Annotated in this window: 19 protein-coding genes; 5 read left to right on the top strand and 14 right to left on the bottom strand. The window is 63.8% G+C overall.

All coding sequences use genetic code 11. From position 1 onward, the window contains the following. Positions 1 to 91: 91 nt before the first annotated feature. The 3 genes from BLS91_RS12430 to BLS91_RS12420 form a co-directional block, all read right to left on the bottom strand. Positions 92 to 985, bottom strand: coding sequence for a glutamate ABC transporter substrate-binding protein (locus BLS91_RS12430; RefSeq protein ID WP_092341067.1), 894 nt, complete (start codon positions 983 to 985; stop codon positions 92 to 94). A 96-nt stretch (positions 986 to 1,081) separates the two neighbouring features. Continuing rightward, positions 1,082 to 1,870, bottom strand: coding sequence for an amino acid ABC transporter ATP-binding protein (locus tag BLS91_RS12425; protein ID WP_092341066.1), 789 nt, complete (start codon positions 1,868 to 1,870; stop codon positions 1,082 to 1,084). Between the two features lie 132 nt (positions 1,871 to 2,002). Beyond that, entirely contained in the window at positions 2,003 to 3,475 is a 1,473-nt protein-coding gene (locus BLS91_RS12420; RefSeq protein ID WP_338061580.1) for an MFS transporter, read from the bottom strand. 142 nt (positions 3,476 to 3,617) lie between these two features. On the opposite strand from BLS91_RS12420, the gene BLS91_RS12415 reads away from it, so the two are divergent. Then, complete coding sequence (locus BLS91_RS12415) at positions 3,618 to 4,463, top strand: helix-turn-helix transcriptional regulator (RefSeq protein ID WP_092341064.1); 846 nt, start codon at positions 3,618 to 3,620, stop codon at positions 4,461 to 4,463. 60 nt (positions 4,464 to 4,523) lie between these two features. Here the strand turns inward: BLS91_RS12415 and BLS91_RS12410 are convergent, their stop codons facing one another. The 5 genes from BLS91_RS12410 to BLS91_RS12390 all read right to left on the bottom strand — a co-directional run bounded on the left by BLS91_RS12410 (position 4,524) and on the right by BLS91_RS12390 (position 10,616). Continuing rightward, positions 4,524 to 5,696 carry an acyltransferase family protein gene (locus BLS91_RS12410; protein ID WP_092341063.1) on the bottom strand — a complete coding sequence of 391 codons (1,173 nt, stop codon included), beginning with the start codon at positions 5,694 to 5,696 and terminating at the stop codon, positions 4,524 to 4,526. Beyond that, on the bottom strand, positions 5,693 to 7,432 hold the full coding sequence (locus BLS91_RS12405) for an FAD-binding oxidoreductase (protein WP_233206117.1): 1,740 nt from the start codon (positions 7,430 to 7,432) through the stop codon (positions 5,693 to 5,695). Before BLS91_RS12405 ends, BLS91_RS12410 begins: the two co-directional genes overlap by 4 nt. Then, on the bottom strand, positions 7,429 to 8,703 hold the full coding sequence (locus BLS91_RS12400) for a VCBS repeat-containing protein (RefSeq protein ID WP_198412798.1): 1,275 nt from the start codon (positions 8,701 to 8,703) through the stop codon (positions 7,429 to 7,431). Before BLS91_RS12400 ends, BLS91_RS12405 begins: the two co-directional genes overlap by 4 nt. Continuing rightward, the gene (gene wecB / locus BLS91_RS12395; RefSeq protein WP_092341061.1) at positions 8,700 to 9,866 is read right to left on the bottom strand and encodes a non-hydrolyzing UDP-N-acetylglucosamine 2-epimerase; all 1,167 of its coding nucleotides are present in this window, start codon (positions 9,864 to 9,866) and stop codon (positions 8,700 to 8,702) included. Before wecB ends, BLS91_RS12400 begins: the two co-directional genes overlap by 4 nt. 66 nt (positions 9,867 to 9,932) lie before the next feature. Continuing rightward, a complete protein-coding gene (locus tag BLS91_RS12390; protein WP_134505293.1) occupies positions 9,933 to 10,616 on the bottom strand; it encodes a hypothetical protein in 684 nt (227 codons plus the stop codon). Between the two features lie 222 nt (positions 10,617 to 10,838). Between BLS91_RS12390 and BLS91_RS12385 the strand changes: the two genes are divergently transcribed. From BLS91_RS12385 to BLS91_RS12375, 3 genes are read left to right on the top strand one after another with little or no spacing between them, the layout of a single operon-like run. Next, positions 10,839 to 11,678, top strand: a complete 840-nt coding sequence (locus BLS91_RS12385) for an alpha/beta hydrolase fold domain-containing protein (RefSeq protein ID WP_092341059.1) — start codon at positions 10,839 to 10,841, stop codon at positions 11,676 to 11,678. After that, positions 11,675 to 12,205 (top strand): hypothetical protein, encoded by a 531-nt coding sequence (locus BLS91_RS12380; RefSeq protein ID WP_092341058.1) that lies wholly within the window; start codon positions 11,675 to 11,677, stop codon positions 12,203 to 12,205. Before BLS91_RS12385 ends, BLS91_RS12380 begins: the two co-directional genes overlap by 4 nt. After that, entirely contained in the window at positions 12,199 to 13,128 is a 930-nt protein-coding gene (locus tag BLS91_RS12375) for an LLM class flavin-dependent oxidoreductase (protein WP_092341057.1), read from the top strand. The genes BLS91_RS12380 and BLS91_RS12375 overlap by 7 nt, the downstream gene beginning before the upstream one ends. 3 nt (positions 13,129 to 13,131) lie before the next feature. On the opposite strand, the gene BLS91_RS12370 is transcribed toward BLS91_RS12375, so the two are convergent. From BLS91_RS12370 to infC, 4 genes are all read right to left on the bottom strand, one after another. Beyond that, entirely contained in the window at positions 13,132 to 13,932 is an 801-nt protein-coding gene (locus BLS91_RS12370; protein WP_092341056.1) for a TrmH family RNA methyltransferase, read from the bottom strand. Between the two features lie 133 nt (positions 13,933 to 14,065). Continuing rightward, positions 14,066 to 14,458 (bottom strand): 50S ribosomal protein L20, encoded by a 393-nt coding sequence (rplT, locus tag BLS91_RS12365; protein ID WP_092341055.1) that lies wholly within the window; start codon positions 14,456 to 14,458, stop codon positions 14,066 to 14,068. 52 nt (positions 14,459 to 14,510) lie between these two features. Next, entirely contained in the window at positions 14,511 to 14,705 is a 195-nt protein-coding gene (gene rpmI / locus BLS91_RS12360; protein ID WP_092341054.1) for a 50S ribosomal protein L35, read from the bottom strand. After that, positions 14,698 to 15,324 carry a translation initiation factor IF-3 gene (gene infC / locus BLS91_RS12355; protein WP_134505294.1) on the bottom strand — a complete coding sequence of 209 codons (627 nt, stop codon included), beginning with the start codon at positions 15,322 to 15,324 and terminating at the stop codon, positions 14,698 to 14,700. Before infC ends, rpmI begins: the two co-directional genes overlap by 8 nt. Before the next feature lie 289 nt (positions 15,325 to 15,613). Here infC and BLS91_RS12350 point away from each other — a divergent pair, with 289 nt between their 5' ends. After that, positions 15,614 to 15,979 carry a DUF1844 domain-containing protein gene (locus BLS91_RS12350; RefSeq protein ID WP_092341053.1) on the top strand — a complete coding sequence of 122 codons (366 nt, stop codon included), beginning with the start codon at positions 15,614 to 15,616 and terminating at the stop codon, positions 15,977 to 15,979. Between the two features lie 82 nt (positions 15,980 to 16,061). Here BLS91_RS12350 and BLS91_RS12345 read toward each other — a convergent pair whose 3' ends face one another. Then, entirely contained in the window at positions 16,062 to 16,850 is a 789-nt protein-coding gene (locus tag BLS91_RS12345) for a DNA-formamidopyrimidine glycosylase family protein (RefSeq protein ID WP_092341052.1), read from the bottom strand. After that, positions 16,843 to 21,468: an ATP-dependent helicase gene (locus tag BLS91_RS12340; protein WP_092341051.1), complete on the bottom strand. Its 4,626-nt coding sequence runs from the start codon at positions 21,466 to 21,468 to the stop codon at positions 16,843 to 16,845. The genes BLS91_RS12345 and BLS91_RS12340 overlap by 8 nt, the downstream gene beginning before the upstream one ends. Positions 21,469 to 21,480: the final 12 nt, after the last annotated feature.

Raw genomic sequence — 21,480 nt, 5'->3', positions numbered from 1 at the left:
GGCCGAACCTCTCCTTTCGTTCTAGATGGTGACAAGCATTAGTGCTGGTTGGTGGCGACGGTCTCGACGCCACCAACCGTGAGCGGATTTCTTAGTACGCGTCAACCTTGGGCTGCTCGACGACCGTGCCCGACTGACCCAGGGTCTCGTCGTAGATGGCCTGCCAACTGTCATTGCCATTGGTGAACATGTCGTTGATGAAGCCGCGCAGGGCGTCGTCACCCTTCGGCAGGCCAACGCCGTAGTTCTCTACCGAGAAGGGCTCACCGACGACCTTGAGGTTGTCGGGGTCTTGCGAGGCATAGCCGAGCAGAATCGCCTGGTCGGTCGTGACCGCGTCGGTCTGGCCGTCCTTGAGCGCTTCAACACACTGCGAGTAGGTGTCGAAGGAGTTGGTTTTCGTGTCGGGGAAGTTCGCGACGATGTTCTGCAGCGGCGTCGAGCCCGTCGCGGAACAGACCGTCTTGCCGGCCAGGTCATTCTCGCTCTTGATCGAGTCGTCGTCGGCGGCCACCAGAAGGCCCTGGCCGGTGATGAAATACGGTCCGGCGAAGTCGATCTGTTCCTTGCGCTTGTCGGTGATCGAGTAGGTTCCGACGTAGTAATCGATGTCACCGTTCACGATGGCGGACTCGCGGTTCGCGCTCGGGATGGCCTTGTACTCGATCTTGTCCTTGGCGAAACCGAGCGATGCGGCAACCCACTCGGCGATCTCAATGTCGAAGCCGCTGCGTTCTCCGGTCGTCGCGTCGAGGAAGCCGAGGCCGGGCTGGTCTTCCTTGACACCGATGACGACCTTGTCGGCGGACTTCATCGCGTCGTAGGTGGGGCTGCCGGTCAAGGACACGTCGCTGGCAACCGCGAAAGGGCCTGTCGCAGCGGGAGCGTCCGATGTTCCGGTGCCCGCGGTGTCTCCGCCGGAGCATCCGGCGAGAAGCAGTGCCGCCGTGGCTGCTGTGGCCAGGAGACTGAGTTTCTTACGCATTGTGATTTCCTTTTCTCGTTGGGAAGGGAGCTGTCAGGGTGGATTGCGGCGACCCTGTGGCCGGTGCAACAGCTCAGATCGTGAGCTGGCACCGGGCTAGTGGTCGAGAATCTTGGAGAGGAAGTCCTGGGCGCGGGTGCTCTGCGGGTTCGTGAAGAATTCCTCCGGCGAGGTCTCCTCCACGATTTCGCCGTCAGCCATGAAAATGACGCGGTCCGCGGCCTTTCGGGCGAATCCCATCTCATGGGTGACCACGATCATGGTCATGCCCTCGTTGGCGAGGTCGACCATGACCTCGAGCACCTCGTTGATCATTTCGGGGTCGAGGGCGCTGGTCGGCTCATCGAGCAGAATCAGTTTCGGCTCCATGGCGAGCGCTCGGGCAATGGCCACGCGCTGCTGCTGGCCGCCGGACAGCTGGGAGGGCATTTTGTGCGCCTGGTTGGCCACGCCGACGCGTTCCAGCAGGGCGAGACCCTTCTTCTCGGCGTCCGCCTTCGACAGGCCGCGCACCTTGATCGGTCCGAGGGTGACGTTGTCGAGCACGGTTTTGTGCGCGAACAGGTTGAACGCCTGAAAAACCATGCCGACATCCGCACGCAGGTGGGCCAGCTCTTTGCCCTCTTCGGGCAACTTGACGCCATCGATCGTGATGACGCCGTCATCGATGGTCTCGAGGCGGTTGATGGCCCGGCAGAGGGTCGACTTACCCGACCCACTCGGTCCGATGACCACTACCACCTCGCCGCGGTTGACCACGGCGTTGATGTTCTTGAGAACGTGCAGTTCCCCGTAGTGCTTGTTGATGTCTTTGACGACGACTAGCGGTTCCCCCCGGCGAACGGTGATGTTCGACGTAGCCGGGGACGAATCTGATGGCTCCATACCCCCTAACCTAGGTCAGAACGCGGGTCTAGGCATGCCAAATGCCCGGACAGTAACGCATTTGTAACAGTCCGGGCATCCGTCGTTTGTGCTATGCAGCAGGCGAGCCTGCGGTCATCGGCCGTGCCCGTCTCAGCCCTTCGGTCGGTTCGGCAGTCGCAGAAAGAGCGCGACCGCGAGAGCCGTGACGAGGCACAACGCCGTGTTGACGACAATGGCATCGGACACCCCGCTGAGCACGGTTTCGGACGTCTCGACACCGAGTTGGTTCACCCGGGCTGCAACGATCGCACTCATGATCGGAATACCCAGGGTGATGCCCACTTGCTGGCTCATGGTGGCCAGGCCGGTGGCCAGGCCCTGCTCTCGATCGGGCAGTCCCGAGGTCGCGGTGACCATGAACCCGACGATGACGACCAGGTTGGCCACGCCACCCACAAAGGTAGCGATGAGCAGCAGCACAATGGAACTTCCGTTCGTACTGAGCAACAGCAGGGATCCAGTCGCTGCTGCCTGCACGACAAAGCCCCAGACGATCGACGTCTTCGTGCCCCAGCGACCGATGATGCGGGGGCCAACGATTCCGCCGAGCACGGTCCCGATCCCGAGCACAGCGAACGAGAGTCCAGCCATCAGGGGCGAGTAGCCGAGCGTCTTCTGCAGGTACAACGTGAGTAGAAACACCAGTGACGTCTCGGTGACGAAGGCGAGCATGCCGGCAATGTTGCCCCAGGCGATGGTGCTGCGGCGAAGAACGGCAAACGGTACGAGCGGATGCTCCGCCTTGCGTTCCACCGCCCAGAAGAGCACCAGAAGTAGCACGCCCGCTCCGAGCGACCCCACGGTGACCGGGTCCGTCCACGATGTCTGCGCCGCTGAGGACAGTCCGTAGACAATGGCCAGGAGCCCCGCCGTCACGGTGATCGCCCCGGGCAGGTCCATTTTCGATCGGTTAGCCGGTCGCGATTCGGCCACAACCATCGGCGCCAGCACAACGACGGCGAACGCGATGGGAACGTTGATGAAGAACGCCCACCGCCAGGAGAGCAGGTCGGTCAGCACACCGCCAAGAATCGCGCCGGTGGTGAAGCCTGCGGCCATCAGGGCTCCGTTGAGCCCGAGGGCCTTCTCCCGCAACTTTCCCTCGGGAAAAGTTGTCGTCAACAGTGACAGTGCCGCCGGAACCACGGCGGCCGTTGCCAACCCCTGCAGAGCGCGCGCGATGAGCAGCAGGGCAGGAGACGTTGCCAATCCCCCGATGAGCGACCCGACGCCGAGCACCGCCATGCCCAGAACGAAGAGACGCCGGCGACCGACGAGGTCCCCGACGCGGCCGAAGAGCAGCGTGAACCCGGCCGCGCAGAGGGCGAATGATGTAGCCACCCACTGCAGGGTGTCCAGGCCGAAGCCGATCTCATCGCCGATCGCCGGCAATGCCACGTTGAGAATAGAGAAGTCGACAGCGAGGGTGAAACTCGCCGTCAGGAGCAGCACGAGGATCAGCCTTTGCTTGCCGGTCATGCTCGTGGATGACGTCGCCGCGCCCGCCACAGTGGGTGGCGGTGTTGCGTTCGTCGTCTCGCGGACGCCGTTCGTTTGTGTCATGGGGTGCACCTTCCGGTTGCCAGTGGCGGTTGTCTTTTTCCTGCCTCCAGCCTGTGCACTCCGGCCGGAAACAACCACACCGCGTCGTGCGTATCCCTGGCAAGGGTAGGTAGTCCTCGCTCGGGTAGGACAGACTGAAAATATGACTGGCCCCACAGAACTTGGTGAATTTCTCCGGATCCGACGTTCCGGGTTACAGCCGGAGGACGTCGGGCTTCGGAATTACGGCGTCCGGCGCGTTCCCGGACTGCGCCGGGAGGAACTGGCGATGCTCGCCGGAGTGAGCATTACCTACTACACGCGTCTCGAGCAGGGCCTGAGCAGCAATGCCTCGGAATCGGTGCTTGAAGCCATCACCAGGGCGCTCCGGCTGAATGAGGCCGAGCGCTCGCATCTGATGGATCTCGCCAAGCCGACGAGAACAAAACGTCGCAGTGGCGCGAAACCAGACAAGGCCAGGCCCGGAACCCTTCGCCTGATCGAATCGATGTCGAGCATGCCGGCCGTTGTGTTGGGCCGCCGCAGTGAGGTTCTGGCGTGGAATTCGCTCGGCCATAAACTCGTCGGGTCGCACCTGGACTTCGAGAGTCCGCACTGCCCCGCCGACCGGCCCAATATGACGCGGATGCTGTTTCTCGATGCCCACACGCGCGAGTTATATGCAAGCTGGTGCGAGGAAGCGACACGAGCGGTCTCGTCACTGCGCCTGTTGGCTGGACGTTTCGACGACGACCTGGACTTGATTTCGCTCGTCGGCGAGCTGACCGTAAAAAGTCCGGAATTTGCGAAACTGTGGGCGAAGCATCCGGTTGAAAATTGCATGTCGGGTCTGAAGTACTTCCAGCATCCTTCCGTCGGTTCGATGGAATTGGACTTCGAGGTGCTCACCTCACCGGATGAATCGGGCCACCGAATATTGATGTACACCGCCGAGCCGGATTCTCCAAGCGCGGCGGCGTTGCAGCTTTTGCAGGCCACGGCGGCCTGACTCTCGGCCGCAGAGGGGGTTTCCGTCCAGGTCGGAAACCACCCTGAGGCCGGTGCAGACCTACTCGGTCAGAACCGGTACCGGCGCCGCGACCGGCACCCGACGAGGTCTGGCCCAGCGGTCCATCGCCGGCTTTTCGACCAGGGCATACAGCCCCCATCCTCCGAGCAGGGTCGCGCCGAAGAAACCAACCACCACGAGCAGGGCAATCGGGGTGGAATAGGTCTCGTTCCCGAGCAGAATTCGCCCGAAGAAGATCACGACGCCCTGGCACAGATAGAAGCCGAACGAGGTATTGCCCAGCCACTGCATGACTCGGCTGGCCAGGAAGGCGTTCCCGCCTCTCAAGTCGGCGGCAGCACTGGTGCAGATCAGGGCTCCGATAGGAATAATCATGGCCAGCGTGAACGAGTACACAAACGGCACAACTTGGGCGACGCCGTAGCCCACGAGGCAGAGCAGGAGAGCCTGGTACATCTTGAGGGGAATCCACCGCCCCGACAGCACGATCAGGGCCAGGATCGAGCCGAAAATGAACTCGAACAGACGCGGGGGCGGAAAGATATAGCCGAACCAGAACTGGGTGACCGAAATGGGTGTCAGGGCCGAGACCGGCGTCGCGGGAATGAGGTAGAGCGTGACGAGCTGCACCCCGGCCATGCACAGCACCATGACTCCCGCCCACGCCCAGAGGTGCCTGGGCGGAATTCGCCGCAGAAGGTTGATGATGAGCGGGAACAGCAGATAAAAGAGCAGCTCACTGCACAGGGTCCAGGACGGCGGGTTGACTGCCACATAGACCGATCCATCGGGCGAGTACGAGTTCAGCAGGAAGAGATTCGATATCGCCCCTAGCGGTGTCGTCAAGGCCGCGGCGAACAACACCATCGCCAGTACCCACATCACGATGTGGTTGGGAAAGATCTTGAGGAGTCGACGACGCCAGAAGCGCACGAACGGTTCCCCCGGTCTCGACGCCCACGCGAGCAGGAAGCCGCTAAGCACGAAGAAGAACGAAACTCCCGCGTAGCCCGCCTTGCTGAAGATGGACTCGAGGGTGTCCCCGAGCTCCTGGTCCTCGAACGGGTTGATGGCGTTGTTCGGTGGGATGGGCGAGTTCGACAGGGTGATGTGGAAGCAGAACACCAGGAGCGCTGCAAAAAAGCGCAGCCCGGTGAGCGACGAGAGCTTGCTCCGGACTGCATGGGGCACCGGCTGGAGGTTCGCGCTCATCGCCGAGCCGCCGCTCGGTCTTCAGCGGATGCTGCTGGCAGTTCGATTCCGAGCCGGTGGCCGAAGAAGCCGGTCGGATCCCACTCCAGTTTGGCTTGCTGGAGGCGGGGATAGTTGTCCTTGAAGTACAGCTGTTGCCAACCAACGCCGGAACGATTGTGCTCCGCCATGGCAACGTCCGTGTCGGGATAGTTGATGTAGCAGCCGTCCGTGTCATCACCGGGAACAGGGACTCCACCGGTGGCTGCGAACATGCCCTCGTAGGTGTCTCGCTCCCACCCGAGATAGTAAGCGTCTTCGGCCTGGTCGGACCAAAACGTCTGCAGGCAGAGCTTGAACGATGAGTTGCGCTGCGCGTTTGCCGTGGCGTGTTGTTCGACGGCATTCACCTGCCCACCGAAGGAGAACAGCACCATCATGGTGTTGGGGTTGGTGAAGCCGGGCTTCGTCATCTGCTGGTAGAGCACGCGGAGCTGCTCATTCGAAAACCGCTTATTCATGTAGGCCGACTTGTGCGCCCCCCGGCTGGTGGGATTCGTGATGGTGGGGTTGTCTGTTCCCACGAGTCGGGTGGCCTGCAACCAGGGGATCTCCTGGGGAGTGAAAAAGTCCGGAACAGCCGGAATCTCCCCGTTCGCCGTCGTGACCGGTTGTGGGGTGATTGCGACGCCAGCGAGGATGGCCGCCAGGTATTCCTCGAGTACAGCGCGCGCCTGGGGCGCGCCCGAGTCGATCTGGGTGAACATTCCCAGACTCCCGTGTGCCTTGTGGCTGACGTTGAACAGGCTGCTCAAATTCGCCTCTGGTGTTCCCGGCGCGCGATGCCTCTCGTGCCAGTCACCGAAATTCGTGAGCAAACGGCTGAATTTCTGCTCGTCCAGCTGGTCCCAGGGCAGGCTGATGGCGCTGACGAGAACCTTCGACGGTGCCGGGATGAGCTGCTTCTGGGGAGAAGCACCCCTGGCTCCCGGTGAACGAAACCAATATTTCGTGATGAGTCCGAAATTGCCGCCACCCCCGCCGGTATGGGCCCACCATAGGTCGCGTTTGTCCCCGACATCGTCTCGGGTCGCAACAACGGTTTTTACCGTGCGATCGGCGGCGACGGTCACCACCTCCACGGCATACAGGTGATCGACGGTGAGTCCGTGGGCGCGGGACAACAGTCCATACCCACCGCCGGAGATGTGCCCACCAATTCCGACGCTGTAACAGATGCCCCCGGGGATGGTGACTCCCCAGTTCTTGTACAAGGTCTCGTAGACGTTCATGATGCGGGCGCCCGGCTCAACGGCGAAAGCCCGCATGCCTTTGTCGTAGTACACGGCGGTCATCGGCGAGAGGTCCAGGATGACCTGAATCTCCGGGTTGCAGACGAAGTCGGCAAAGCAATGCCCGCCGCTGCGGATCGACACCTTCTTCGTCTGGGCGACGGCATCTCGGAGTGCTGATTCCGCATCCGTCGTTGTGGTGATGAGTCTGACGTAGTCAGGGTTCGCCACAAATCGCTGGTTGTTTCCGGTCATCAGATCGGCGTACCGCCCGTCCCCCTTAGGCACAGTGGACCCGTCGGGGGTGTTGGGGCCGGACGATGACGGAATCGAGCCGGTCAGCGTATCGGGCGTGGCCGCGGACAGCGAGCCAGGTGACAGCGCCAGGGCTGCTCCGGCAAGGGTGCCGGTTGAACCGGTGAGGAACAACCGACGGTTGAGCGGGGAAGCTATTGAGCGCTTCACAGGAATTCTCCTGCCGCGGGTGCTCGAACGGTCAAATTTTGGTGCAGGGTGATCTGCGCCTTCGGTGCGACAAAATAGTGCGCGACCGAGTATGAGATGGTGGCGAAGTCGTCCACGCCACTTCCGCTAAAATCGCCCGCCACGATTCGAGCGACCGATTCGCGCGATACCCGCCACTTCAGGAACAAGCCCCGCGCTGCGTCGACCGCCTTGTAATACATCGCGCCCTGCCACGGATCAGGTCCGCGCAGCCCGACCAGAAATTCATCGTCACCGTCCCCATCGAAGTCGCGACACATGACCGTGTGGCCCGTTCCCTCCCCGTTCTCATTCGGGTCACCGTAGATATCGAGCACGTGCCGCCTCCACTCGCCCGGGACCTTGTTTTCGGGCGCCGTGCGGGCATACACCGCCACGGTATTTCCGTGGAATGGCTCGACAGCGGCGACGTACGCCAGAGCATTCGTTCCGAGACGTCCCCCGTCGACATCCCCGCTGCCCTTGAAGGTGGTCTGCTCGAACTGTGATTCCTCGCCGCCACCGACGTGCTCCCAGGTCCACTCCCCCGCAACCGCGTCGTAGTAGAGCCAGGTCACACCCTCATCCGATGCCATCAGGATGGAATCAAGGTCGGACCCGGGAATCAGGCCTTCCTTTCGGGCAACGCCATGGATCATTCGAAAGTCCCGGTTGGAGACGACCTCCATCGGCCACTCCGCAGCAGACCTGACATCCGCTGGTTGGGTGAAGAGCACGATGGGGAGCACGGCATGCACGCCCTCCACGGCCACGATCGGAAAGCCGATTATCTGCATCACATCGTTGCGTGTGAAGTGACCCAGGCGCAGGCGGTGCATCCCCGTGGCGCGACCAACATAGTGGCGCATCCATTGCTCACTCGTTTCGGCTGCGTTTCCCGGGTTTTCCAACCAATCGATCTTGCCGCCCTCCGGGTCGGCGTGGTGGATCGTTCCGCCGGGGCCGTAGAGCTGGTAGCACACGGCAAGATCGGCCAGACCGTTACCGGTAATGTCGCCGTGGTCCATCCCCACGGGTTCTTTTACCTTGTCCACAACAAGGCGCTTCTGCCACCCAGGGTTCTGGTACCAATAGATCTCACCGAGCGAGAGGCCGTAGCCGACCAGGTCCGGTCGACCGGTTCCCGTGATATCAGCGGCCTCAAGCCAGTACCCGTCGCGAAGGAAGTCGGTGACCGTCTCGGAACCGAAACGCGGTTCGAGGATACGAGACCCGTACGCGGACATCGTCATGCTGCGACTCTCACCGGCTCGGCCCCGGGAACAAAGGGCATTACAGCCGGTCCCCGGCCGAAGAAGTGCGCCACCGCGGCGACGGTGCGTTGGGTGGCGCATCCGTCCCCGTACGGGTTGATGGCCTCGGCCATCTCACGATACGCATCTTCGTCGTCGAGAAGGTGCCGCACCTGTGCCACGATGTGCGGGCGGGACCGGCTGACGAGTCGGGAACTGCCCGTCAGGATCGATTCCTGTCGCTCGGTGATGTCGCGCAGCACGAGCGTCGGCTTGCCGAGGGCCGGGCCTTCTTCTTCAGCCCCCGAACTGTCCGACAAGATGATGTCGCTGCGAACGAGCAATCGGCAGAAGCTCAGATACGGGAGCGGATCCACGATCGTGACGTTGTCGAGGCCGGAGAGGATGGGAAGCATGATCGAACGCACGAGGGGGTTCAAGTGCAGGGGCACGACAATCCGCACCCCAGGATCCTGGGCGATATCGAACAGTGCGCCCGCGATTTCCCGCATCGGCTGACCCAATGATTCCCGTCGGTGTGAGGTGGCGACGATCACGCGACGCGGATCGTCGTCCAGGTCCTCGAGCGCGGCGTCTCCATAGGAACCGAGGTTCTGCAGCCCCCATTCAAGGGCATCCACGATGGTGTTTCCGGTCACGACGATCCGATTCTCTGGGATTCCCTCGCGAATGAGGTTGGCGCTGTTCCCCATCGTCGGTGCGAGGTGCAGGGCGGCGATTTGACCCACGAGCTTTCGGTTCACCTCTTCCGGATACGGAGATAGGTTGTTACCGCTCCTGAGACCGGCTTCGACGTGGATGATCGGAATCTGTTGGTGCAATGCGGCCAGCGCCCCAGCCAGAGTGGATGCCGTATCGCCGTGAACCATGACCGCGTCCATGCCGGCCAGGTGATCGCCGTCGCTGATGCCTTCGAGGATGCGGTGGGTGACCTGGCTGAGGGTCTGCTTGTCGCGCATAACCCGGAGGTCGAGATCGGGGGTGATACCAAATTCGGCCAGCGTCGAATCCAACATCTCCCGATGCTGCCCGGTTGAAATAAGTATCGGCGTGAATCGGGCGTCTTCCTGCAACGCTTTAATGATGGGTGCGAATTTCACGGCTTCGGGCCGGGTTCCAAAAATTAATCCGATGGTCTTCATGGTGCTCCTCAAGAGGTCGAGCCAGGTTTCGCAAGGGTGCCCCGCACTATGACGAGGACTCCGAATTCAGATCCGGTGGTATTCGACGGCAAGCCACACGCAGTCGGTGTCGGCGTGGTATTGGTGCCAGGGGTAGTGGAAGGTTCCGCCGACTCCGATGCAGAACGGAGTCGGGTTGGTATTCCCCGGGCTGAGCAACTGATCTTCGTAGAGTGTGTCTTCGTTTTCGGACATGAATTTCTGCATTCGGCCGCGCCCGAGCACCTGGGTGTGCACCTCGATGAAGTCGTGTCGATTGTGAATGCCGCAGTCAGTGCCGGCCGGGCTGAACCAGAGGTTGGCTCGCACCTCGAAGCGGGACGTCCCGATGGCGTTGTCAGTGATGCCGAGTATGTCGGCGCAATTCAGCTCCACCGTCCCCAACCGGTCCTGCGGCGATTTCAGAAGGACCGGAGAACCAAACTGGGAATCATAGAAGTTCGTCCACCCACGGTGTACGAGTTGAGCTTCCTGCACGGCTGGTGATTCTATGGTCAGGACGATGAGTTTCTCGCCGGCGACCGTGCCCTGCCGAAGAATCGTAGATGAGAGGGCGGGGAGGATGCTCCGTTGGGAACCGGAGGTGAACGCGCGGGTGGGTGCCACGTTCACGACGATGCCTGCTCCGACGATCGGCACTTCTGCCGGATCGTCGAGCACGCGGGCTGAAATAAGATCGCTGGTGAAGTTAAGGAGTCTCGCTCTTTCCATTTCTTAGGTCCCTCAGTTTGGCCTCTGCGAGGCTTTTAGGACACAAGATGCCGCTTCAGCGGCCCGGGAAGAGAACTGAAACAACGCGGTCACCTGCGCCGATCAACAGCTCTGTTACAACGCCCCCAGTATGGGTGGTGGTATTCCCCAGTATCCACACCCTGTCAGTGATAGGCAGCGCAGGGAGAGGCGGTGACCCGCCGTTCTTGTCAGGATCGACCTATGAGATTCGGCGCGATGACAGCAGCATCCGTGCGGTGGTCCGAGTCGGAAGTGCAGGCCGAAGACGGGTATCGCATCCCGCTCAGAATCTATGACGGTCCCCGAGCCGGCCTGGCCACACTGGTATGGGCGCACGGCGGAAGCTGGACGCGCGGTTCCCTTGAGGACTGGCACGCGGCATGCCTGGCCCTGACCTCCCTGTGCGGCCTTCGTATCGTCAATGTCGGCTATCGGCTGGCTCCGCGGTGGACGCACCCCACCGCCCTGAATGACCTACTCAGGGTGGTGCGGTGGGCGTCCGCGCATCTGACAGACCCCGCGAGCCAGCTGGTGATTGGCGGGGACAGCGCCGGAGGCACGATTGCCGCTGGCGCTGCATTGTGGTGCCGTGATCACGGAATTCCCCTCGCGGGACAAATACTGGCCTACCCACCCTTGGACCCAGAGTGCACAGCGCCTTCCTACCTCGCCATGCCGGCACGATTCCCGGAGCGTCGCCAGCTTCAACAAGCGTGGGCTCGCTACCGGGGGCCACTCGCCGACCGAATGGATGAGTCCTACCTGACACCGCTGAACGGGTCAGACCTGTCCGGACTCTGTCGCACCGCCCTCATCACGGGGACCTTCGATCCTGTCTCAGACGACGTGCGATCCTACGCCGCAAACCTGCAGCGCGACGGAGTTCCTGCCCTTTTGCACACCGATCCGGCGCTGGAGCACGGCGACTTTCTGTTTCAGCGAGGACCGCGGCCCAATCCTGTGCACGTCTGGATCAACACAGTGCTGGACACCTGGTTCGACACCACACACGACCACAACAGAATGAGGACCCCACGATGACCAGCCCATACCCGATTGACCTCTCGGTGACAGACAATGCTTCAGCCCTTCTCCGGCACTTCGCCGATCTCCGCGACGGCACGCACGGTCAGGCGCACAGTCGTGCCGACAAGGAGGCTCTGTTCGCGACCACAGCGACGCTCATGGATTCGCCCTGCCGCTCAGCGCTGACAGAACTGAATGCGGCGCTCTTGCTGAACACTGGAACGATCCACAGCACCGGTGTGGCCCGAACGCAGGACGGCGGGCTCGGCTGCTCGTGGACGCTGTCGTGGCCCCGTCAGGTAGCCGCAGAGATCCCTCCGATCACTCTGACGGCCTACTTCGGCCGCAACTTTCACCATCCACATCTCCGCGGAGGGACGGTGCGCGACTGGCCTCTCAACGTCTTCACCCCCCTGCAGGCTGCGGGCGAGCTGCCGACGTTACGCGCGATAGCGGCCGCCGAACTGCACAACCTGGTCTTCCTCGCGGATTTCCGCATCGTGCCGGCAACCGGACCTGCTGAAGCAGTTTCGCCGTGGTGAGGCTGTCGATTCTTGACCAGTCGCCGATCGCCGAAGGCACGACCGCTGCTGCGGCAATCCGCGACACGGTGCGGCTGGGGACGGTGGCGGCCGAGCTCGGTTATGAGCGTTTCTGGGTGGCCGAGCATCACGACTCCCCCAGTTTCGCCGGCACTGCACCGGAGATTTTAGCGCTCGCGCTCCTCGAAAACACGAGCGGGATCCGGATCGGTACCGGCGGGGTGCTGCTCGCTCGGTACACTCCGGCGAAGGTGGCCGAGACGTTCAATATTCTGGCTGCCTTGCACCCAGGGCGAGTCGATCTGGGGATCGGGCGGGCCGGCGACCGCGACGGTTCATACCCCGCGAAGGTTGTTGAGTTGCACGAGAGGCTGGGTCTCCTGCCCGATGATCCGGAACGCACGGATCTTCGACTCTGGATGCTGGGTGCCGGCCGCAGCACTGCCCCGGTCGCCGGAGCGATCGGAAGCGGCTACGCGCACGCCCACTTCTTGAATCAGGAATCCGCACAGGCTGCCCTGCACGCCTATCGAGACAGTTTTCTTCCCACCGTCCATCGCCTTGAGCCCGAGCCTCTTCTTGCCGTACGAGTCATCACAGCGGAGCACTCCAGCGTCGTGTCCGGGTTGCGGGAGATCGCCCTGCTGTGGCGGTCACGCAAAGACCTGGGTGATGACAGCCCGTTCCCCGCCATGAACGTGTCCTTGGCGCACCGCTGGAGCGGGCACGAAACGACCCGCCGCGCTGCCAACCAGTCATCGATTATTTCGGGAACACCACAGGACGTGAGACGTCAGCTTGAAGATCTGGCCCGCCTCCACGGTATCGACGAGATCATGGTCAACAGCCCGATTGCCGGGTATGCCGATCGAGAAGCTTCGTACGCCTTGCTCGCTGAGGCTTTTGCCCTGGTGCGGAAGTGATGCTCAGGCGCGCTGGGCGAATGCACTTTCATACAGGCAAACGGATGCCGCGGTCGCCAGGTTCATCGACTCGGCTTCGCCGTAGATCGGCACGCTGACACTGCGGTCGACCCGAGCGAGGTCTTCGTCGGTCAGGCCGCGAGCTTCGTTGCCGAACAGCCACACGGTCGGAGCTGCGAGCAGCCCCTCGTTGCGGGCGGTGAGCAAGTCGGAGCCTTTAATGTCGGCGGCGAACAGCTGCAGGCCGGCGGCGCGGGCACGGTCGAGCACGTCGGAAAGGTCGGCCGCGATGGCGACGGGCAGGTGAAAGATGGAGCCGGTCGAGGAACGGATGACCTTGGGGTTGTACAGGTCGACGCTGCGACCGGTGAGGATGACGGCGTCGGCGCCGGCGGCATCCGCTGCGCGAATGATGGTTCCTGCGTTTCCCGGGTCGCGTACCTCTTCAAGGATGGCGACGAGTTTGGGTTCGGCGTTGAAGATCTTCTTCACCGAGGTGGGGAACTGGTGGCAGACGGCCACGAAGCCCTGCGGGGTGACCGTGTCGGCCATGGCCTCGAGCACCTCTTCAGAGACGAACTCCACCTCAACCTGGGCGTCGACCGCTTTCTGGGCGAGGTCGGAGTAACGATCGAGCGCGGTCGGTGTGGCAAACAACTCCACGACCAGCTCTGGACGAAAGGTGAGGGCTTCGGAAACGGCCTGTGGGCCTTCGAGCAGAAACAGACCGGACTCGAGGCGCGCGTCGCGCTTAGCAAGTTTTGCGACGGCACGGACGCGCGGTGAACGTGAATTATCAAGCATGTACCCCAGTTTAGGTGCACAGCGAATGCGTACAAAAAAGGAGCGGGTGACCAGGTCACCCGCTCCTTGTTTTGAGCCGTTCACGACATTCACGCCCAGGAGGCAGCCAGTGATGAACGGTTCGGTTGACGCATTACGCCGTGACGGAGACCTTCGGTGCCGAGGTGTCGGCAGGAAGAGCAGCCTTGGCGCTCTCAACGAGGGCGGCGAACGTCGCTGCCTCGTTGACGGCCAGGTCGGCGAGGATACGACGGTCAACCTCGATGCCAGCCAGGCCGAGGCCCTGGATCAGACGGTTGTAGGTGAGGCCATTCGCGCGCGACGCAGCGTTGATCCGCTGAATCCACAGGCGACGGAAATCGCCCTTGCGTGCGCGACGGTCACGGTAGCTATAGGTGAAGGAGTGAGTGAGCTGCTCCTTCGCCTTGGTGACCAGGCGTGAACGCTGACCGCGGTAGCCCTTGGCGCGTTCGAGAATAACGCGGCGACTCTTGTGGGCGTTTACGGCCCTCTTTACTCTTGCCATTTTCTACAAATCCTTATTCGTATTTACGAGGCCTGGTTTCCGGTGTTGGAATTTACAGACCGAGAAGCTTCTTGATGACCTTCTGGTCTGACTTGGCCAGCACCTGGTCCTGGTTCAAACGGGACTTGCGCTGCGTGCTCTTGACCTCGAGGTTGTGTCGAAGTCCGGCCTGCTGCTTCATGATCTTTCCGCTGCCGGTGACCTTGAAACGCTTCTTGGTTCCGGAGTGGGTCTTCATCTTAGGCATCTGGTTCCTCCTGTTTCGCTGCCTTGTCGGCAACCTTGTCTGCCTTATCGGCTACCTTGTCTGCCTTCTCGGCAGACTTGTGGGCGTTGATCTCAGCCTTGGCTTCTGACTTGTTCTTCAACGGGCCAATCACCATGACCATGTTTCGACCGTCGATCATCGGAGTAGATTCCACGGAACCGTACTCGGCGACATCCTCGGCAAATTTTTGGAGCAGTCGTACGCCCTGATCGGGACGGGACTGTTCGCGGCCACGAAAAAGAATCATGGCCTTGACCTTGTCACCGCTCTTCAGGAAGCCCTCGGCGCGTTTGCGCTTGGTCTCGTAGTCGTGCGTATCAATCTTGAGACGGAAACGAACCTCCTTGAGGATCGTGTTCGCCTGGTTGCGCCTGGCCTCCTTGGCCTTCTGCGCAGCCTCGTACTTGAACTTGCCGTAGTCCATGATCTTGGCCACGGGCGGCTTGGCTTCGGGTGCAACTTCGACGAGGTCGAGGTCGGCATCCTGTGCCAGGCGCAGGGCAACATCAATCGCCACGACCCCGACCTGCTCGCCGTTGGGACCAACGAGACGAACTTCGGGGACGCGTATACGGTCATTTGTACGGGGATCGCTGATGCGTCTCTCCTCTTGGTTAACTTCGTGATCACAACCAGCCAGCGGATGCTGACCGGGGACGAAGAGAGGAAAATCACGCGTTTTCCACACCAACTTTTTCGTTGACGTGTTCCACACGACACCCTGTCTACCCTCGCCCTGCCACCTTCCCGGAGGAGGTGATAACGCGACGGCGGAGTGCAATCTACCCGGTAACCTTGACGAAGCGGTATGCGCGGGTGGGAGATTCTCCACTTTCGTACCGAGACTATTGTCCCGGAACCAAAGATTAGCCTAGCAGAGGAATGCAGTGAGCCAAAGTTTTGAGCACGATACGAGTTTTGAGCAGGATGCAGCACAAGCCACACGCGATATCGCCGATGTGGCCGCTGTGGAGATCATCACCACGGCCGCGGTGCACCTGATGAGCGCGGCCGCCGTGAAGTGCGGACTGGCCGAAGACCCCGACGCCCAGATCGACCTCGACGAAGCCCGCAAACTCATCACGGCCCTCGCCGGGCTGGTCACGGCAGCGGCTCCCGACATCGCCGATATGCATGCCCGCAGCCTGCGTGACGGACTGCGTTCCCTGCAACTCGCGTTCCGCGAGGCATCCGCCATTCCCGACGCCATCGGCGAGGGCCCCGGCGAGAAGTACACCGGACCGGTCAACTAGCCCATTTTTTTTCGAGCGGATGCCGCGGTCGCCCCGACCGACGGCATCCGCTTTGTGTTGTGAGCACCGGAGCGGACCCGAGCTAGATCTGGCAGCGGGAGCACCAGAATGTGTTGCGCTGCTCGACATCACTCCGGCCCAGGGTGCCGCGACTGATGCGGGTACCGCAGCGCCGGCACGGCTGGCCGCCTCTCCCGTACACCCACACTTGCGCTCCGCGGCGCAGGTTGCCGGTGGTCGTGCGTTCGTCGCGGTCCTTGTTGGCCAGAAGCAGGCGGCGGGCCAGCGCGACGAGCCCGGCGATATCGCTGACCTCAGCCATGGGCCGGGTCGGCAGCAGTCCACGCAGAAAACAGAGCTCGTTGACGTAGACATTGCCGAGTCCGGCGAGATTGCGCTGGTCGGCGAGCGCGAGAATAACCGGTTGGTCGGGCCTGGCAGCGAGTCGATTGGTGGCCTCGGCACCGTCGACCGCGCTCCAATCGGGGCCCAGCAGGTCGGGCCCGAGATAGCCGACCACCTCCGACTCGGCGCGGGTCGGCACGAGTTCCAGAATGCCCAGCTCGAAACCGACGGCGACCCACTCGAGGGTCTGCAGCACGATACGCGCCTGGAACGCCGGCCGGTGCCAGCGCGTGCCCGGCCGATAGAGGTGCCAGGCACCCTCCATTTTGAGATGCGAGTGGATACTCGTCTCGCCGACCCGATGCAGCAGGTGTTTGCCGTAACTCACGACCTCGTGCACGGTCTGCCCGGTCAGGTCGACGGTGGCGAAGGCCGGCACCCGAATGTCGCAGCCGGTCAGGATGTTTCCGCGCAGGGCCTGGTCGAGGGAACGAGCCGTGCGGTAGACGGTATCGCCCTCAGGCACGCAGCCTCAGCCCCTTCGGCGTTTCGGTGAATCCGGCGGCGCGCAGGGCCGCGCCGAGTTCGGTGCCGATCACGAACACGCCGTTGGCCGTTTCCACGGCGATCTTCTGGATGCGCCCGGCAGTGACGAGGGCAGCCAGACTGGCGGTCGCTGCGGCGAGCACGGCAGCATCCGTCTCGTAGACAACCACAGTCTTGCCACCGCGCTCGACATAAAGCACGAGGCCGCCGTCGACGATCACGACCAGTGCCCCCGCCTTGCGACCCGGGCGGTGGGTGGTGTCGCCGGGCAGCGGCGGCCACGGCAGCGCGGCGCCGTAGGCGTTCGCCGGGTCCGCTGCGGCCAGGGTCACCGCGACGGCTGGCGAGGTGCGTCGGGCAGCGGACGGGTCGGATGCCCCCGCAGCGAAGGTGCGCAGCCGGTCGATGGTGCCGCCGGTGGCGAACTGGGCTGCGCCGAGCCCTTCGATGAAGTAGCCGCGACGGCAGCGGGCCATTTCTTCGAATCCGGTGAGCGTGCGGTAGACGAGCGAGAACCCCCCGGCGACACCCTCGGCCATCACCGCGCCGCGGGTCACGACGCCGTAGCGTTCCAGCAGGGTCTCCCCCAGCGCGTGCGCACGACGGGTCGGCGAGTCATCGGCCACCGGCAGGATCGACCACCGCCCCGACACCATTGGTGGTCCGCTGCGACTCGGCAGACTGGGCCGCGGCATCGACCGCCCGCGATGCAGGCGCGCCCGGGGCACGGCGCGGCTCTGCCGGTGCGCGGTATGCCCGCCGGCCAGGAGCGAGCGAACCGGGGCGAAGGTGTCGTTGTTGATCAGCCCGGCCCAGACCAGGTCCCACAGCGCCTGCACCAATTCCTTGTCGTCCTGGCTGCCCACGGCATCGGCGAGCTGGCGAAAGAAGTAGGCCCCGCCGCTGCCGAGGGTCGCGAGGATCTCCTGCTGCAGGGGCGTCATGTCCACATCGATGGGCAGTGGCAGCGTGAGCTGGGCGGTTTCGGCGAGGTGCAGGCTGACCCAGCCGTCATTGCCGGCGAGGGTTCCCGCGCCCGCCCAGAGTACTTCGCCCGCGTTGGTGAGTTCGTCGAGCATGCCCGGCTGGTAGTCGCTCACTCGGGCTGGCAGAATCAGCGTCTCCCAGGCGGACGCCGGTATGCGCGCTCCCTCGAGCTGTTCCACAACGGATGCGACGCCGTCGATTCCGCGCAGCTTACCGCCCACGTGTTGCCAGGCCGGCAAAAACCGGCCGATAGCCTTCTGATCGACGGGTTCCACCTCGTGCCGAAGCGCGGCGAGGGAACGGCGGCGGAGGCGGCGCAGCACCTCGGAGTCGCACCATTCCGGGCCGGTGCCGTTCGGTCGGAATTCGCCGGCCACGATGCGTCGGGCATCAGCGAGGCGGCCGAGGGCAATCTGCACGACGGCCTCGCCCAGCCCGAACCGCTCGGCGACAGCCCGCGTGGTGAACGGTCCATGCGAGCGAGCAAAGCGGCTCATCAGGTCGCCGAGCGGGTCCTTGACGGATTCGGTAAACGCTGCCGGTACACCGATTGGGAGCGGAACCCCGAGTGCGTCGCGCAACCGGCTGGCGTCTTCGACGGCCGCCCAGCGGTCCTGGCCGCCGATGCTCACCCGGATCGCGCGGCGGGAGTCGACGAGGGCGTGCAGGGCGTCGTCGGCGACGAGCGAGTCGGCGGCGGGCTGCGACTCGGGCGTGAGCATCCGCTCGGCCACTTCGACGGTGCTCAGCGGGCCGAGCGTGCGCAGCAGGTCGGCGACGCCTTCCACGCCATTCACTAAATAGTCGGGGGCGAGCCGTTGCAGCTCCCGGTCGGTCTGGTCGATGACGGTGGGGTCGAGAAGTTCACGCAGTTCCACCCGCCCGAGCAGTTCGGCGAGCAGGCTCGAGTCGATTGCGAGGGCCGTGGCGCGCCGCTCGGCCAGCGGAGTGTCGCCCTCATACATGAACGCGGCCACGTAGCCGAACAGCAGGGTGCTGGCGAACGGGCTGGCGGTCTCAGTTGTGGTTTCGACCAGGCGCAGTTCGCGGGAGGCGATCTGCCGGGCCAGCGCCCCGAGGGCCGGCAGGTCGTAGACGTCCTGCAGGCATTCGCGCAGGGTCTCGAGAATGATCGGAAAAGTTGGAAAGGTGCGGGCCACGTCGAGCAGCTGCGCGGCTTTTTGCCGCTGCTGCCAGAGGGGCGAGCGGACACCGGGCTTGTACCGGGGCAGGAGCAGGGCCCGAGCGGCGCACTCGCGAAACCGGGAGGCGAACAGCGCGGAGCCGCCGACCTCGTCGGTGACCAGCTGTTCGAGCTCGTCGGGATCGAACACGAACAGGTCACTGCCGGGCGGTTCGGTTTCGGTGTCGGGGATGCGCACGACGATGCCGTCGTCGCTAGCGACGCAGGAGCCATCGATTCCGTAGCGCTCGCGCACGCGGGCCCCGACGGCGAGTGCCCACGGTGCGTGCACCGGCGTGCCGTATGGCGAGTGCAGCACCACGCGCCAGTCCCCGAGTTCATCGCGGAACCGTTCGACCACGAGCGTGCGGTCAGTAGGCAGCTGGCCCGTTGCACCGCTTTGCTCGCCCAGGAAGGCAAGCAGGTTACTGATGGCGCGCTGATCGAGGCCGCCCACGGCACAGCGCTCCCGCGCCGCATCGGCCGGCAGGCTCCCGACTTCGCGCACGAAAGCACCGATGGCCTGACCGAGTTCGGCCGGGCGGCCGAGGCCGTCACCCTTCCAGAACGGCAACCGCCCCGGCTGCCCAAACGCGGGCACGACGAGTACCCGGTCGTGGGTGATCTCCTGGATGCGCCAGCTCGTGGTGCCGAGCGCGAAGACATCGCCCACCCTCGATTCGTAGACCATCTCTTCGTCGAGTTCGCCGACCCGTTTGCCGGTGATCTGCTCGCCGCCGACCATGAAGACGCCGAACAGACCGCGGTCAGGGATGGTGCCGCCGCTGGTGACGGCCAACCGCTGCGCGCCGGGACGGCCGGTCAGGGTGCCGGCGTCGCGATCCCAGACGATGCGCGGGCGCAACTCGGCGAACTGGTCAGAGGGGTAGCGGCCGGCGAGCAGGTCGAGGGTGGCCTCGTAGGCGGAGCGGGGCAGCGTCGCGAACGGTGCGCTGCGCCGAACCATGTCGAACCAGGTCTCCACGTCGATCGGTTCGAGCGCGCAGGCCGCGACGGTCTGCTGGGCCAGAATGTCGAGCGGGTTGGTGGGAACCCGCAGCGATTCGATCGCGCCGGCCACCATTCGCTCGGCCGCGACCGCCGCGTGGATCAGGTCTGCCCGGTGCTTGGGGTAGATCACCCCGCGACTGATCTCACCGACCTGGTGCCCGGCGCGGCCGAGCCTCTGCAGCCCGCTCGACACCGACGGCGGTGACTCGACCTGCACGACCAGGTCGACGGCGCCCATATCGATGCCGAGTTCCAGGCTCGACGTGGCAACGACACAGCGCAGCCGGCCCGATTTCAGGTCGTCTTCAATGAGCGCGCGTTGTTCTTTGCTGACCGAACCGTGATGTGCGCGGGCGAGCAGCGGCTCGGCGCCATCGGTTTGGCCGCTCGCGCCCATCAGTTCGGCTGGCGGGCGAACGGCCGGAGGACTCCCCACAACACCTCCGTGCACCACGGGAACCAGAGCGGAGGCCGCCAGCCTCTCGGCATAGATTTCGTTGAACCGGGCCGTCAGGCGTTCGGTGAGCCGTCGCGAATTGGCAAACACGATGCTCGAGGAGTGTGCCAGCACTTCGTCGACGATGGCCTCTTCGACGTGGGGCCAGATCGATCCGGTCTGCGGCGCCGCGGCCGACGTGACCCCCTCGCGTTGAGGCACCGGCCCGAGGTCGCTCATGTCATCGACCGGAACGACCACACGCAGATCGAACCTTTTCAGCGCGGGCGGCGACACGATCTGCACCGGGGCGGCGCCGCCCAGAAACCGTGCGACTTCGCTCTGCGGGCGTACCGTAGCCGACAGTCCGATTCGCTGGGCCGGCTGATTGAGCAGTGCGTCGAGTCGTTCGAGGGACACGGCCAGGTGGGCGCCGCGTTTGCTCGCCGCGACCGCGTGCACCTCGTCGATGATGACCGTCTGCACACCGCGCAGCGATTCGCGGGCCGCCGACGTGAGCATCAAAAACAACGACTCCGGGGTAGTGATGAGAATGTCGGGCGGCGTGGTGATCAGTTTGCGGCGGTCGGCGGCAGGTGTGTCTCCGGAGCGCACCCCGACCGAGACGTGCGGCGGCTCGAGCCCGAGCCGCTCAGCGGCGCGGCTGACGCCCACCAGGGGCGCGCTGAGGTTGCGTTCCACGTCGACGCCGAGTGCTTTGAGCGGCGAAATATAAAGCACACGAGTGGCGGGTGCATGCTTGGTTTGCTCTGTTCCTGGTGCTGACTCGGTATAGAGCCGGTCGATGGCCCACAGAAACGCGGCCAGGGTCTTCCCTGATCCGGTCGGAGCCACGACGAGGGCGTGCGAGCCCTGCGAAATAGCGTTCCACGCCCCGAGTTGAGCCGCGGTCGGCGCGTCGAACGCTTCGGTGAACCAGGCCCGGGAGGCCAAGGAGAAACGATCGAGAACGTCGGTCATAGGGTTATTGTC

The sequence above is a fragment of the Cryobacterium flavum genome, assembly GCF_900103805.1.
Lineage (GTDB): Bacteria > Actinomycetota > Actinomycetes > Actinomycetales > Microbacteriaceae > Cryobacterium > Cryobacterium flavum.
Note: the sequence above shows the minus strand (reverse complement) of the source record. Positions and strands in the feature narration are given on the sequence as shown.

What these genes read in the sequence shown, in the direction of transcription:
- BLS91_RS12390 (WP_134505293.1), bottom strand. Translation starts at nt 10,616, where the DNA reads ATGGAAAGAGCGAGACTCCTTAACTTCACCAGCGATCTTATTTCAGCC.
- BLS91_RS12415 (WP_092341064.1), top strand. Translation starts at nt 3,618, where the DNA reads ATGACTGGCCCCACAGAACTTGGTGAATTTCTCCGGATCCGACGTTCC.
- BLS91_RS12385 (WP_092341059.1), top strand. Translation starts at nt 10,839, where the DNA reads ATGAGATTCGGCGCGATGACAGCAGCATCCGTGCGGTGGTCCGAGTCG.
- BLS91_RS12400 (WP_198412798.1), bottom strand. Translation starts at nt 8,703, where the DNA reads ATGACGATGTCCGCGTACGGGTCTCGTATCCTCGAACCGCGTTTCGGT.
- rpmI (WP_092341054.1), bottom strand. Translation starts at nt 14,705, where the DNA reads ATGCCTAAGATGAAGACCCACTCCGGAACCAAGAAGCGTTTCAAGGTC.
- BLS91_RS12410 (WP_092341063.1), bottom strand. Translation starts at nt 5,696, where the DNA reads ATGAGCGCGAACCTCCAGCCGGTGCCCCATGCAGTCCGGAGCAAGCTC.
- BLS91_RS12420 (WP_338061580.1), bottom strand. Translation starts at nt 3,475, where the DNA reads ATGACACAAACGAACGGCGTCCGCGAGACGACGAACGCAACACCGCCA.
- rplT (WP_092341055.1), bottom strand. Translation starts at nt 14,458, where the DNA reads ATGGCAAGAGTAAAGAGGGCCGTAAACGCCCACAAGAGTCGCCGCGTT.
- BLS91_RS12340 (WP_092341051.1), bottom strand. Translation starts at nt 21,468, where the DNA reads ATGACCGACGTTCTCGATCGTTTCTCCTTGGCCTCCCGGGCCTGGTTC.
- wecB (WP_092341061.1), bottom strand. Translation starts at nt 9,866, where the DNA reads ATGAAGACCATCGGATTAATTTTTGGAACCCGGCCCGAAGCCGTGAAA.
- BLS91_RS12370 (WP_092341056.1), bottom strand. Translation starts at nt 13,932, where the DNA reads ATGCTTGATAATTCACGTTCACCGCGCGTCCGTGCCGTCGCAAAACTT.
- BLS91_RS12380 (WP_092341058.1), top strand. Translation starts at nt 11,675, where the DNA reads ATGACCAGCCCATACCCGATTGACCTCTCGGTGACAGACAATGCTTCA.
- BLS91_RS12425 (WP_092341066.1), bottom strand. Translation starts at nt 1,870, where the DNA reads ATGGAGCCATCAGATTCGTCCCCGGCTACGTCGAACATCACCGTTCGC.
- BLS91_RS12430 (WP_092341067.1), bottom strand. Translation starts at nt 985, where the DNA reads ATGCGTAAGAAACTCAGTCTCCTGGCCACAGCAGCCACGGCGGCACTG.